The organism is Kitasatospora sp. NPDC030952, from assembly GCF_055571335.1.
Genome location: NZ_JBVIFM010000031.1, coordinates 1 through 13,076, shown reverse-complemented (window position 1 = coordinate 13,076; position 13,076 = coordinate 1). Strand labels below are relative to the sequence as shown.

Annotated in this window: 11 protein-coding genes and 1 pseudogene; 9 read left to right on the top strand and 3 right to left on the bottom strand. The window is 71.0% G+C overall.

Annotated elements, in window-relative coordinates:
- The first annotated feature begins 193 nt into the window (after positions 1 to 193).
- Positions 194 to 628: a peptidoglycan-binding domain-containing protein gene (locus ACZ47G_RS35355; protein WP_465749869.1), complete on the top strand. Its 435-nt coding sequence runs from the start codon at positions 194 to 196 to the stop codon at positions 626 to 628.
- Between the two features lie 344 nt (positions 629 to 972).
- Here ACZ47G_RS35355 and ACZ47G_RS35350 read toward each other — a convergent pair whose 3' ends face one another.
- Together ACZ47G_RS35350 and ACZ47G_RS35345 are read right to left on the bottom strand one after the other, a co-directional pair.
- Positions 973 to 1,593 (bottom strand): hypothetical protein, encoded by a 621-nt coding sequence (locus tag ACZ47G_RS35350; RefSeq protein ID WP_465749867.1) that lies wholly within the window; start codon positions 1,591 to 1,593, stop codon positions 973 to 975.
- 382 nt (positions 1,594 to 1,975) lie between these two features.
- On the bottom strand, positions 1,976 to 2,857 hold the full coding sequence (locus tag ACZ47G_RS35345) for a LysR family transcriptional regulator (protein WP_465749865.1): 882 nt from the start codon (positions 2,855 to 2,857) through the stop codon (positions 1,976 to 1,978).
- 125 nt (positions 2,858 to 2,982) lie between these two features.
- On the opposite strand from ACZ47G_RS35345, the gene ACZ47G_RS35340 reads away from it, so the two are divergent.
- From ACZ47G_RS35340 to rbsD, 6 genes are all read left to right on the top strand, one after another.
- Positions 2,983 to 4,140 (top strand): bile acid:sodium symporter family protein, encoded by a 1,158-nt coding sequence (locus ACZ47G_RS35340; RefSeq protein WP_465749863.1) that lies wholly within the window; start codon positions 2,983 to 2,985, stop codon positions 4,138 to 4,140.
- 222 nt (positions 4,141 to 4,362) lie between these two features.
- The gene (locus ACZ47G_RS35335) at positions 4,363 to 5,370 is read left to right on the top strand and encodes a LacI family DNA-binding transcriptional regulator (RefSeq protein ID WP_380453919.1); all 1,008 of its coding nucleotides are present in this window, start codon (positions 4,363 to 4,365) and stop codon (positions 5,368 to 5,370) included.
- 119 nt (positions 5,371 to 5,489) lie between these two features.
- Positions 5,490 to 7,028, top strand: coding sequence for a sugar ABC transporter ATP-binding protein (locus ACZ47G_RS35330; RefSeq protein ID WP_465749861.1), 1,539 nt, complete (start codon positions 5,490 to 5,492; stop codon positions 7,026 to 7,028).
- Positions 7,018 to 8,973 (top strand): ABC transporter permease/substrate-binding protein, encoded by a 1,956-nt coding sequence (locus tag ACZ47G_RS35325; protein WP_465749859.1) that lies wholly within the window; start codon positions 7,018 to 7,020, stop codon positions 8,971 to 8,973. The genes ACZ47G_RS35330 and ACZ47G_RS35325 overlap by 11 nt, the downstream gene beginning before the upstream one ends.
- 112 nt (positions 8,974 to 9,085) lie before the next feature.
- Positions 9,086 to 9,988, top strand: a complete 903-nt coding sequence (locus tag ACZ47G_RS35320) for a ribokinase (protein WP_465749857.1) — start codon at positions 9,086 to 9,088, stop codon at positions 9,986 to 9,988.
- Positions 9,985 to 10,368, top strand: a complete 384-nt coding sequence (gene rbsD / locus ACZ47G_RS35315; protein ID WP_465749855.1) for a D-ribose pyranase — start codon at positions 9,985 to 9,987, stop codon at positions 10,366 to 10,368. The genes ACZ47G_RS35320 and rbsD overlap by 4 nt, the downstream gene beginning before the upstream one ends.
- 103 nt (positions 10,369 to 10,471) lie before the next feature.
- On the opposite strand, the gene ACZ47G_RS35310 is transcribed toward rbsD, so the two are convergent.
- Positions 10,472 to 11,410 (bottom strand): MerR family transcriptional regulator, encoded by a 939-nt coding sequence (locus tag ACZ47G_RS35310; RefSeq protein WP_465749853.1) that lies wholly within the window; start codon positions 11,408 to 11,410, stop codon positions 10,472 to 10,474.
- Between the two features lie 176 nt (positions 11,411 to 11,586).
- On the opposite strand from ACZ47G_RS35310, the pseudogene ACZ47G_RS35305 reads away from it, so the two are divergent.
- Both ACZ47G_RS35305 and ACZ47G_RS35300 read left to right on the top strand, forming a co-directional pair.
- Positions 11,587 to 12,180 (top strand): annotated as a pseudogene (locus ACZ47G_RS35305) (transposase family protein).
- Positions 12,181 to 12,371: 191 nt separating this feature from the next.
- Positions 12,372 to 12,932, top strand: a complete 561-nt coding sequence (locus ACZ47G_RS35300) for an SMI1/KNR4 family protein (protein WP_465749851.1) — start codon at positions 12,372 to 12,374, stop codon at positions 12,930 to 12,932.
- The last annotated feature ends 144 nt before the right edge of the window (positions 12,933 to 13,076 follow it).

Sequence of the window (13,076 nt, the reverse complement as noted above, 5' to 3'; positions counted from 1 at the left end):
AGAGGCCGTCCGGGAAACCGCCCCCCGCACTGCGCTTCAGCCATCCACGGGAATTGACAATTGCTCCGCGACGTTTTCGGCCTGCCCCGAAAGCTTTGACCGCTCTCCCGTCACTGTCTGATCATCAAGTTTTGGGGGGTCAGACAGGAATATGGCCCCCGTGACCTTGTCTAACGGGGGAGAGCAAGCAGTCGTGATCAGCTTCACCAGTATCTTCAAGCGCGCTGCCATAGTGCTGGCAGGCACAGCACTAGCCGCAGGCGCAACCACCACAAGCGCGAGTGCAGCCGCTGGGGCGCCGTACATCGGCGTCGGCCACAACCTCAGCGGTGACGCCGTCTGGTGTGTCCAGCACCAGTACAACTACTACATCGGTACCCACAGTTGGCTGCTGGGCCTGTCGGACCTCCCTGCGTCGGTCGCCGAGGACAGCAAGTGGGGCCCTGAGACGCAGGACATGGTCATCAAGTGGCAGGCTTTCTGGCACTTCCAGCAGGACGGAATCGTCGGCCCCCAGACCGGAGGGCAGTTCCTCTGGGTCGGCGAGCCGTACTACACCGGCAGGGGCAGCGCGGACCCGAGCAACGCCTACTGCTACCAGCGGATCCCCGGGACGTTCCCGTCCTGATACGGCCGTAGGAAAAGCCCCCGCCCCGGCGGGGCGGGGGCTTTTCCTACCACCGGCTGGACGTGGGTGGGCGCACCGCCTCCTTTGCGTCGCGTCATTGAAGTCGCGGGGAGTTGCCGATGACTGGAGACAGCGAGTTAGTGGTCGTTGTGACATCACGCCTTAAGCAGCGTGCACAGCCAGACGTCGACCGGGTCCGCCGGGGGAGCTGAGCACAGCACTTTCGACGGCGTGGACGGCACCACGGCGGACACGCGGCACTCAGCGGCTCAGCGGCACTCGGCGCACTCAGCGGCACTCAGCGGCACTCAGCGGCACTCAGCGGCAGCGTGACGTCCGTCAGCTCATCCGGCGGCGCCGGTGGCCGAGACGGACGCGTCGATGTCCATGCCGAGGTTCACCAGGCGCCAGTCGCCCTTGACCTGGCCGAGGGTGAAGGTGAGGGCGAGCTGCACCTGGCCCGAGCCCTGCTTGGTGCTGAGGATCGCCTGCCGCAGGGTGTGGCCGTCCACAGTCACGTCCGCGTCGGTCACCACGCTCTGGCCGTCGGCCTTCGGCTCCTGGTGGGTGACCCGGAAGTCCGGGGTGTGGACGGCCAGGGCGAAATTCTGGTGCAGGGAGTTCACCACCCGCGTGAACGCCGCCTTCGGGTCCTGCTGCGGGGAGGCGCCGCCCGTGGCCGGGGGCAGCTGGGTGAGCGCCCACGCCTGGTCGACGTCCCCGCGGTAGACATCCGCGAGCCAGGCCTCCAGTACCTGGGCCGGCCCGGCCGAGGCCGCTGTCCCACCCGCTGTCGGGGCGGTGGCCGTCGTCGGGGCCTGCGCCGGCACGCCGACTTGGGTGGGCGAGGTGGTGATCGGGCTCGCGGCGGGCGTGGGCGCCGCCCCGGAGCCGGTTGCCGAGCAGCCCGCCACAGCGAGCGCGAGGAACGGTACGGCTATCGCTCTGCGCGGAAACAGGTTCACGGTGGTCTCGACTTTCGCCAGTGCAGGTGGGGAATCGACAGGTGCGTGCTCAGGCTAGGCCCGCGCCCTCCGCCCCCCCACCACACCCCCCACTCGGCTGACGCGGCCAGCGGCCGGATCGACGCTCGTGCGCGGATGCTACAGAACGGAAATAGCCGTCCCGGGGGGGCCTGTGCGGGCGGGGGCCGGTGGGCGGGCTTCGGAACGATGCTCCGCTGGTTCGCCGCTGTCTCACCGAACCTCCAGGAGTTCGCCGATGCACGAGCGCGTCGGCCCCCGTTCGACTTCCCGTCAGGAGGGCGGGTGGCGTAGTCGACGTCGATCCAGCCCAGGTCGTCGTCCCGGGCGGTGTGGCCGATGCCGGTGGACGGTCGTGGCCCGGTCAGGGCTGTGCCCGCTCCGGGGCGCGTTGCAGCCGGAACGCGTCCGCGAGTACGGCCTGGGCCAGGACCCGGGCCGGGCCGCGGGCCGCGCTGCGCCCTGTGGTGAGGGCGAAGTCGGTGGTGCCCAGGTCCGGCAGGTCCGGCTGGTCGGGCAGCGGCCGCAGGCCCGACGGAATCAGGCTCCGGGCGTGCGGCACCACCCCGAGGCCGGCCAGCGCGGCGGCCCGGACGCCGGACAGGCTGGTGCTGGTGCAGGCGATCCGCCAGGGTCGGCCCTCGCGTTCGCAGGCCTCCAGGGCGCGGGCCCGGGTGAAGCTGGGCGGCGGGTAGACGATGAGCGGCAGCGGCTCCACCGGACCGTCCAGCCGGAAGTCCTCCGCCGCGACCCACACCAGCCGGTCCTGCCAGACCAGTTGGCCCTGGGAGTCGCTGCCCGGCGGGCGCTTGCCGAGCACCAGGTCGAGCCGTCCGTCGGCCAGTTGCTCGTCGAGCACGGCGCTGAGCCCGACGGTGAGTTCGAGGTCGATGTGCGGGTTGCGGCGCCGGAAGCTCCGCAGGATCTGCGGCAGTTCGGTGTGGACGAAGTCCTCCGACGCGCCGAACCGCACCCGCCCGCGCACCTGCGTCCGCGCGAAGTAGCCGAGCGCCTGCTCGTGGGCCTCCAGGATCGTCCGGGCGAAGCCGACCATCGCCTCGCCCTCGCCGGTGAGCTGCACGGAGTGGGTGTCGCGCAGGAACAGCCGCCGGCCGGCGGCCTCCTCCAGCCGCCGCACGTGCTGGCTGACCGTCGACTGCCGCAGTCCCAGCCGCTCGGCGGCCCGGGTGAAGCCGCCGGTCTGGGCCACCGCGAGGAAGGACCTCAACTGCACCGGATCGAGCATCCGGCCACTCTATCTGCTGATATCACGAATCATGATGGCAGTGCCCGCAGCCAGCGGGATTCACAATCACCCGACCGGGAGGCAGGCTGAGGCCGTCCCCAACCGAACCATCGACGCGGAGAACCATGCCCTGCCCGAACCCCTCACTCCGCTCACGCCGAATAGGCCGCCTTCGCGCCCGGCCGCCGCTGCGACGCTGCGCCCGCATCCGGGTCGACCCGTTCATCGCCTCCCTGCTCGGCACCGTCGTGCTCGCCGCCCTCCTCCCCGCCCGAGGCGTCGCCGCACCGGTCGTCTCGGACGCCGCCACCGGCGGCGTCGCCGTGCTGTTCTTCCTCTACGGCGCCCGGCTCTCCGCCCGTGAGGCCTGGACCGGACTCAAGCAGTGGCGCCTGCACGGCACCGTGCTCGCGGTGACCTTCGTGCTCTTCCCCCTGCTCGGGACGGCCGCCCGCCTGCTGGTGCCGACCGTCCTGTCGCCGCAGCTCTACCAAGGCCTGCTGTTCCTGACCCTGCTGCCCTCCACCGTGCAGTCCTCGATCGCCTTCACCTCCATCGCCCGCGGCAACACCGCCGCCGCGGTCTGCAGCGCGACCTTCTCCAGCCTCTTCGGCATCCTGCTGACCCCGCTGCTCGCCGCCGTGCTGCTGCACACCGAGGGCGGCATCTCGGCGGGCACCGTGCTGGAGATCGCCGAACAGCTCCTGCTGCCCTTCGCCGCCGGCCAGTTGCTGCGCCGCTGGATCGCCGCCTGGACGGCCCGCCACCGCGCCGTCCTCGCCCTGGTGGACCGCGGCTCCATCCTGCTGGTCGTCTACAGCGCCTTCAGCGCCGCCGTCGTCGGCGGGATGTGGGGCGCGCTCTCGCTGCCCCGGCTGGCCGCCCTGCTGGTGACCGAGTCGGCGCTGCTGGCGCTGGTCCTGACCGCCACCCTGCTCGGCGGCCGCCGCCTCGGATTCGACCGCGGCGATCTGATCGCGATCGTCTTCTGCGGCTCCAAGAAGAGCCTGGCCAGCGGCGTGCCGATGGCCGCCGTCCTCTTCCCCGGCGCTGCGGCCGGGCTGATGGTGCTGCCGCTGATGCTCTTCCACCAGTTGCAGCTGATGGTCTGCGCCGTCCTCGCCCGCCGCTGGGGCGCCGAAGCCCGGCCCGCCGAAGCCCAAGCAGCCGAGGCCCAAACCGGCGAGACCCAAGCCGCCGACGCCCAAGCAGCCGACGCCCAAGCAGCCGAGGCCGCGCCACGGGCGAAGCCGGTACCCGCGCTCGATCACTCGCATCGGTAGGCGGTCACCCCCCGGTCACGATTGGGTTTCGGCCATCCGCACCCTCTTGCCTCCGCCTCGTGTAATCGATTCCAATCCTCCTACGGCACGGTCATGGAATCGATTACACGCTTCCATGGGGTACCCGTCGCCCGTTCCACCAGGACGTTCCAGCAGGACGCTCCACCGGGGCGTTCGACCAGGTGGTTCCACCAGGAAGCTTCACGAGGAGGTGAGCCGGCGTTGGCGAGTATCAAGGATGTCGCCGCCGCGGCCGGGGTGTCCGTCGCCACGGTGTCACGTGTCCTGAATGCGCACCCGTCGGTCAGCGCGGAGGCACGCACGCGTGTGCTGGCCGCCGTCGCGGAGCTGGCGTACCGGCCGAACGCCGTCGCCCGCTCCCTGCGGACCGACCAGACCCACACCCTCGGGCTCGTGATCAGCGACGTGCTGAACCCCTACTTCACCGAGCTGGCCCGCTCCGTCGAGGAGGAGGCACGGGCGCTCGGGTACAGCGTGATCATCGGGAACGCCGACGAGCAGCCCGAGATCCAGGACCACCACGTGCGGAACCTGCTGGACCGGCGGATCGACGGGCTGCTCGTCTCCCCCACCGACGGCGGGTCGCCGCTCATGCTCGACGCCGCCCGCGCCGGGACGCCCATGGTGTTCGTGGACAGGTGGATCCCGGGCGTGGACGTGCCCGTCGTCCGGGCCGACGGACGGGCCGCCATCCGGGACCTCGTCGCCCATCTGCACTCCCTCGGGCACCGGCGGCTCGCCATCATCGCCGGGCCCGCCGCCACCACGACCGGCAGTGAGCGCGTCGAGGCCTTCCGGGCCGCGCTCGCCGAGTACGGGCTCCCCCTCCCCGACGTCTACGTGGGCCAGGGCGACTTCCAGGCCGCCAGCGGGCGACGGGTCACCGAGGGGTTCCTGGATCTCCCCGAACCGCCGGACGTCGTCTTCGCCGCCGACAACCTCATGGCACTCGGTGCCCTGGACGCCGTCCGCGCGCGCGGGCTGCGGGTGCCGGACGACATCGCGCTGGCCGCGTTCGACGACATCCCCTGGTTCGTGCACACCGACCCGCCCGTCACCGCGATCGCCCAGCCGACCGGTGAGCTGGGGCGGGCCGCCGTACGGGCCCTGATCGACCGCATCGAGGGGCGCACGCCCCCGTCCGTGACCCTGCCCGCCCGGCTCGTCGTGCGCCGCTCGTGCGGTGAGCCCACCCGCCCCGACCACTGACCCCCCTCCCCGACTCCCTCCCCCGCTCCATCCCCCACCCAGTCCCCACCCATCCCCCACCCATCCCCCACCCCCAGTCCCCCTCCCCAGTCCCCCTCCCCAGTGCAAAGGAGCACGTCGTGAGCAGCCCGGTTGAGTTGCTGCGCATCGAGGGCATACGCAAGACCTTCCCCGGCGTGGTCGCGCTCGACGGCGTCGACTTCGCTCTGCGCCGGGGCGAGGTCCATGTGCTGCTCGGAGAGAACGGCGCCGGCAAGAGCACGCTGATCAAGATGCTCTCCGGGGCCTACACCCCCGATGCCGGGCGGATTCGCGTCGACGGCCAGGACGTGCGCATCCATGGTGCGCAGGACGCCGAGCGGCTCGGAATCGCCACCATCTACCAGGAGTTCAACCTGGTTCCCGAGCTGACCGTCGCCGAGAACATCTTCCTCGGGCGGCAGCCCCGCCGCTTCGGGATGATCGACCGGAAGAAGATGGAGGCCGACGCCGAGGCCCTCCTCGCGCGCGTGGGCGTGAACGTGTCGCCTCGCGCTCGGGTGCGTGAACTCGGCATCGCCCGGCTGCAGATGGTCGAGATCGCCAAGGCGCTCAGCCTGGACGCGCGGGTGCTGATCATGGACGAGCCGACCGCCGTGCTCACCTCGGAGGAGGTGGAGAAGCTCTTCGCCATCGTGCGCTCGCTGCGCGAGGACGGGGTCGGGATCGTCTTCATCACCCATCACCTGGAGGAGATCGCCGCCCTGGGGGACCGGGTCACCGTCATCCGGGACGGCAGGAGCGTCGGGCAGGTTCCGGCCTCCACGCCCGAGGACGAGCTGGTACGGCTCATGGTCGGGCGCTCCATCGAGCAGCAGTACCCGCGCCAACGGCCGGACCGGGGAGCCGCGTTGCTGTCCGTCGAGGGGCTCACCCGGGACGGGGTGTTCCACGAGGTGGGCTTCCAGGTGCACGCCGGGGAGGTCGTCGGGATCGCCGGGCTCGTCGGAGCCGGGCGGACCGAGGTCGTCCGGGCCGTGTTCGGGGCCGATCCCTACGACGGCGGGACCGTCACCGTCTCCGGTACGCGGCTCAAGCGGCATGACGTGAGCGCCGCCATGGCCGCCGGGATCGGGCTCGTGCCCGAGGACCGCAAGGGGCAGGGGCTCGTGCTCGACGCCTCCGTCGAGGAGAACCTCGGGCTCGTCACCATGCGGGCCGCCACCCGGGGCGGGCTCGTGGACCGCAAGGCGCAGCACGCCGCGGCCGAGCGCATCGCCCGGCAGCTGGGAGTGCGGATGGCGGGCCTGGGGCAGCAGGTGCGGACCCTGTCCGGCGGCAACCAGCAGAAGGTCGTCATCGGCAAGTGGCTGCTGGCCGACACCAAGGTGCTGATCCTCGACGAGCCGACGCGCGGGATCGACGTCGGCGCCAAGGTCGAGATCTACCAGCTGATCAATGAACTGACCGCCGCCGGGGCCGCCGTCCTCATGATCTCCAGTGATCTGCCCGAGGTGCTCGGCATGAGCGACCGGGTGCTGGTCATGGCCCAGGGCCGGGTCGCCGGCGAGCTCGCCGGCGACGAGGCCACCCAGGACGCCGTGATGTCCCTCGCCGTCTCCGCCCCCACCACCGAGAAGACCGAGAAGACCCAGAAGGAGGCCAGCCGTGGCCACTGACACGCTCAAGAGCACGCCGGGCGCGACGGGCGCCGCCCCCGGCGGCCTGCGCCGGCTGCTCCTCGACAACGGCGCGCTCACCGCGCTGATCGGCCTGGTGATCGCCCTGTCGGCGCTCTCCGGGGACTTCCTGACCACCGACAACCTGCTCAACATCGGCGTCCAGGCCGCCGTCACGGCCATCCTGGCCTTCGGCGTGACCTTCGTGATCGTCTCGGCCGGCATCGATCTGTCGGTCGGGTCGGTGGCCGCGCTGTCGGCGACCGTGCTGGCCTGGGGCGCGACCCAGCACGGGGTGCCGGTGGTGCTCGCGGTGCTCCTCGGCCTCGCCACGGGTGTCGTGGCCGGGCTGGTGAACGGCTTCCTCATCGCGTACGGCAAGCTGCCGCCGTTCATCGCGACGCTGGCGATGCTGTCCGTGGGCCGTGGTCTCGCGCTGGTCATCTCGCAGGGCTCGCCGATCGCCTTCCCGGACTCGGTCTCGCACCTCGGTGACACGCTCGGCGGCTGGCTGCCGGTGCCCGTCCTGGTCATGGTGGCGATGGGCCTGATCGCGGCCCTCGTCCTGAACCGGACGTACATCGGCCGCTCGATGTACGCCATCGGCGGCAACGAGGAGGCGGCCCGACTGTCGGGGCTGCGCGTGTCGAAGCAGAAGCTCGCCATCTACGCCCTGTCCGGCCTGTTCGCGGCCGTCGCCGGCGTCGTGCTGGCCTCCCGGCTGTCCTCTGCGCAGCCGCAGGCCGCCAGCGGCTACGAGCTGGACGCGATCGCGGCGGTCGTCATCGGCGGCGCCTCGCTCGCGGGCGGCACCGGCAAGGCCTCCGGCACGCTGATCGGCGCGCTGATCCTCGCGGTGCTCCGCAACGGCCTCAACCTGCTGTCCGTGTCGGCGTTCTGGCAGCAGGTGGTGATCGGTGTCGTCATCGCGCTGGCGGTGCTGCTGGACGCCGTGCGCCGCAAGGCCGGGGCGGCTCCGGCGGCCCCGGGCGGTGCTCCGGGCGGCAGGGGCAAGCAGGCGGTGACGTACGCGCTCGCGGCCGTCGTGGCCGTGGCGGTGGTCGGCGCGACCTCCTTCCTGCACGGCGGGTCCTCGTCCGCCACGGCCCCGCGCATGGGGCTGTCGCTCTCCACCCTCAACAACCCCTTCTTCGTGCAGATCCGAGCCGGTGCCCAGGCGGAGGCGAAGAAGCTGGGCGTGGACCTGACCGTCACCGACGCCCAGAACGACGCCTCGCAGCAGGCCAACCAGCTGCAGAACTTCACCGGTTCGGGCCTCGGCGCGATCATCGTCAACCCGGTGGACTCGGACGCGGCGAGCAACGCGGTCCAGGCCGCCGGCAAGGCGAAGATCCCGGTCATCGCCGTCGACCGGGGCGTCAACAAGGCCGATGTCAACGCCCTGGTGGCGTCCGACAACGTGGCCGGCGGTGAGCTGGCCGCCAAGTCGATCGCCGAGAAGCTCGGCGGCAGCGGCAAGATCGTCATCCTCCAGGGCCAGGCGGGCACTTCGGCGGCCCGGGAGCGGGCGGCGGGCTTCGCCCAGGGTCTGCGGGCCTACCCCGGTATCGAGGTGGTGGCCGAGCAGCCCGCCGACTTCGACCGCACCAAGGGCCTCGACGTGATGTCCAACCTGCTCCAGGCCCACCCGGACGTCCAGGGCGTCATCGCCGCCAACGACGAGATGGCGCTCGGCGCGATCAAGGCGCTCGGTTCCAAGGCCGGTACGTCGGTCCAGGTCGTCGGCTTCGACGGCGTCCCGGACGGACTGGCGGCGGTGAAGGACGGCACGCTGTACGCGTCGGTCGCCCAGCAGCCCTCGCAGCTGGGCAGGATCGCCGTGGACAACGCGCTGCAGGCGGTGCAGGGCAAGAAGGTCGAATCGATGGTGAAGGTGCCGGTGAAGGTGGTCACGCAGGACGACGTGGCCGGTTTCAGCGGCTGACCACGAGCGGCTCGGGCGGGCGGGTCGTCCACCCACGGTGCGCATCGTGGGTGGACGACCCGCCCGCCCTGGGGCGGTTCAGCGCAATCACGGGGAACGAGGGAGTCAACTGATGTACGACTACGACCTGTTGGTCGTCGGGTCGGCCAACGCCGACCTGGTGATCGACGTCGAGCGTCGGCCGGGCGCCGGTGAGACGGTGCTCGGCGGAGACCTCGCCGTCCACCCGGGCGGCAAGGGCGCCAACCAGGCGGTGGCCGCCGCCCGGCTCGGCGCGGGCACGGCCCTGCTCGCGCGGGTCGGCGACGACGACCACGGCCGGCTGCTGCTGGACTCGCTGCGCTCGGCAGGCGTCGACACGACCGGCGTGCTGGTGGGCGGGGCGCCGACGGGCGTGGCGCTGATCACCGTCGACCCCGACGGGGACAACAGCATCGTGGTGTCCCCGGGCGCCAACGCCCGGCTCACCCCGGCGGACATCAGCGCGGCGGGCAGCCTCATCCGGGCCTCCCGGGTGGTGTCGGCGCAGCTGGAGATCCCGCTGGAGACGGTCGTGGCGGTGGTCCGGCAGCTGTCCCCGGACAGCCGCTTCGTCCTGAACCCGTCACCGCCGCAGCCGCTGCCCGCGGAGGTGCTGGCGGCCTGCGACCCGCTGATCGTCAACGAGCACGAGGCCCGGGTGATCCTGGGCGACGCCTGCGTGAGCGAGGAGCCCGAGGACTGGGCCGAGCTGCTGCTGGCCGAGGGGCCGCGCTCGGTGGTGGTGACGCTGGGCGCGGACGGGGCACTGGTCTGCGACCCGTCCGGGGTGACGCGGGTGACGTCGGTGAAGGTGGACGCGGTGGACACCACGGGCGCGGGCGACGCCTTCACCGCCGCGCTGGGCTGGAAGCTGGGCGCGGGTGCCTCGCCGGCCGAGGCCGCGGGGTACGCGGCCCGGGTCGGCGCGGCCGCCGTGACGAGGCGGGGCGCCCAGGAGTCGTACCCGACGGCGGAGGAGGTCGACGCGCGGTGAAGAAGGCAGGGATCCTGAACCGTCATCTGGCCGGTGCCATAGCAGAGTTGGGGCACGGCGACGGAGTGCTGGTGTGCGACGCCGGCATGCCGGTCCCGGCCGGGCCGCGCGTGGTGGACCTGGCGTTCCGGGCCGGGGTGCCGTCGTTCGCGGAGGTGCTGGACGGACTGCTGGCCGAGCTGGTGGTCGAGGGCGCCACGGCCGCGGAGGAGCTGCGCGGGCCCAACCGGGCCCTGCTGGACGGCCACTTCCCGGACCTGGAGCTGGTCCCGCACGAGCGGCTGAAGGAACTCTCGGAGGGAGCCCGGCTGGTGGTCCGCACGGGGGAGGCACGGCCGTACGCCAATGTGCTGCTGCGGTGCGGGGTGTTCTTCCAGTGACCTGAGTCGGAGATCCGCCGGTCCTGGCCCGCGGATCTCCGGCTCAGGTCACCGCGGAGCGCCTCGCGCGGTCGGCGCGAGGCGCTCCTGGCTCGACCTCGTGCTATCGCTCCACGTCGGCACGCAGAGCCTGGACGAACCAGGCGAACACCGGGGCCAGGCTCTCGGGGACCGGCCAACCGTTGATCACGGCCAGCAGCTGCCAGTACCGCTCGGCGCGGGGATCGCCGGCAATCTCCAGGCGCTTCAGCAGCCAACGCTTCAGGTCGGCATCGTCGGGACGGCCGAAGACGGACGCGTAGCGGGCCATCAGGGCCGTGATCACCAGGGCGGCCTGCGGCGAGGCCGGGGCGACACCGGCGGTCAGCGCCTGGCCGACCTGGTCGCGGACGGCCTCCGTGAGGTCGTGGTGCAGGCCCGTGGTGTCGCCTTGGGCGCGTTCGGCCGCCTGGTACTCGGCCATGCGGCGCACGGACGCTCGGAAGTCCGGGTCCTGGGCGAGCTCGGCGAGTTCGACCCAGGCGTTGACCTGCTCCGACGTGGGGTCGTCGGGCAGGTCCGGCATGGCCGAACGCATCATGGCCACCAGTTCGGGGTTGGCGTCCAGGCCACCGAAGGTGTCGTCCACGAAATCGCTGATGACACGTCGGCGTTCATCGTCGGAGAGCTTGGCGAGCTTGTGCATCAGGTCCATCTCCTCAGGGGTGGAGCCCCGCTTGACTACCGCTCGCAGCACCGCACGCCGCAGTCGCAGGGTGCGGATCTGCACCTCCAGGGCTTCGGCATGTGCTGCGGCGACCTCGGGCAGCGAGATCTCCCGGTCCAGGACCTGCCGGATGGCGGCAAGGTCGAGTCCCAGGTCGCGCAGCGTCCGCACGAGGTCCAAACGCGCGAGGGCATCGATGTCGTAGAGCCGGTAGCCGGCCGGGCTGCGGTCTGTCGGCGGCACGATCCCCGAGTCGGAGTAGAACCGTACGGTCTTGACCGTCAGCCCGGTCCGCCGGGCCAGATCGCCGATCGAGTAAAGCGTGTCGCTGTCCATGCCCTCACCCTCGCGCCTCCCCTTGGTGGAGACTCAAGCTCCGCCGCTCACGGCTTCCCTGGTTCGACGTCAATTCAGGCCGTCCACCAGTAGATGCCGAGCTGATCGGCAGTAGCAGGGCAGGCATGTTCGCCCGATCATGGAGTTCCCTACGCTTCATGATCATTGGGGGATCCGTGCCTGCCGTCCCATCATGCATTCTCGACCCGATCCGCGACCAGTTCCTCACGCTGCTCCCCGCTCTTGAGGACCTCCATCCGCTGGGCTGCCACAATCCGCGCATCAGCGACGAGGTCGCCTTCGACCGTCTGGTACAGGTTCTGGTCTTCGGTTGCGGATACGAGCGGGTGGCGGATCGCATGTGCTCTGCCGGGACGCTGCGCCGCCGCCGCGACGAGTGGATCGCCTCGGCGTGATGGAGACCCTGCGCGTACTCGCACTTGCCTGCTACGACCGGAATCGGCCTCGAACTCGACCAGCTGTCCGCGGACGGCTGCATCGCCAAGGCTCCGCCCGGCGAATCATCGGCAAGATCGCCGAGCGTGGCGCGAGGACCCCGATCCACGCCGGCGGGCGCTGGGTGGCCGAACGTACGAACTCCTGGATGAACAACTTCGGCAAGCTCCACCGCTGCACCGAGCGACGAAGAACCATCGTCGAGTTCTTCATCGCCATGGCCGGCGCCATCATCACTGTCCGCTGCCTGATCCGACGGGCTTGGGACCCTCTACCGCTGGGACACCCGGCCTCGAAGCCCCCGCATCCGATGAGCCTGACCCGAGTGGATTCACCTCGCGATCTGCCATCGGTGACAGCAGATCGCGACGCGCTGCCCCTGCCAGCCGCTCATAGTGCCTCCCGGGCGCAGCGGACATGCACTCCACCAGGCACCACTTCTGTTCGGTGGTGGGCACGCGTCCCTCGCCATTAGGCTTCGGGACCGAACGAGAGAAGATCACGTATGGACCCCCGCCTGCCCCGCCTGCGCCGGAAGCTCGCCCAGATCCCCTTCAGCCCTCTTCGCAGCCACTCCTTCGGCGAGGAGAAGCATCGCTTCCAGCTCGGGCGAACCGTCAGCGCGGCGACGCTCGACGCCTTCGAGACTGACCACGGAGTCGTGCTTCCTGCCCCCTACCGAGACTTCCTGACGTTCCTTGGCGCGACCGGGGCTTCCCCGTTCTACGGGCTCCTGCCCCTGAACCGGTGCGAGCTGTTCACGATGGACCCGAAGGGGTCCGAGGATGAAACCCCGCGGAGCTTCACCACGGTCGAGGATCGTGCACGTCCAGGCGACAGGTTCCTGCACATCATCGAAGCAGGGTGCAGCGACGTGGTTCTGCTGGGAGTCACGGGACCGCTGACCGGCCGCATCGTCACGGGCAACTCCGATGGCTTCTGGGGCCCCGACCTCTCGTCGGCTCCCGACTTCATCGCCTGGTATGAACTCTGGCTGGACGAGATGGCGGCAGGTCACGACAGTCGGGCGCTCGAACTGACCTCGCCCCGCCAGCCGCAGCACTGAAAGACGCGCGCGTCCTACCTCATAGCAGCTCCGGACGGCATCCCAGGCCTGTCAGCGGACACGGCAGACTCCCCGCTGGCGGTCAGTTGGCCTCCCCGCTGGTGGACATGAAATCTCCCCGGTGACGGACAGCTGATCTCCCCG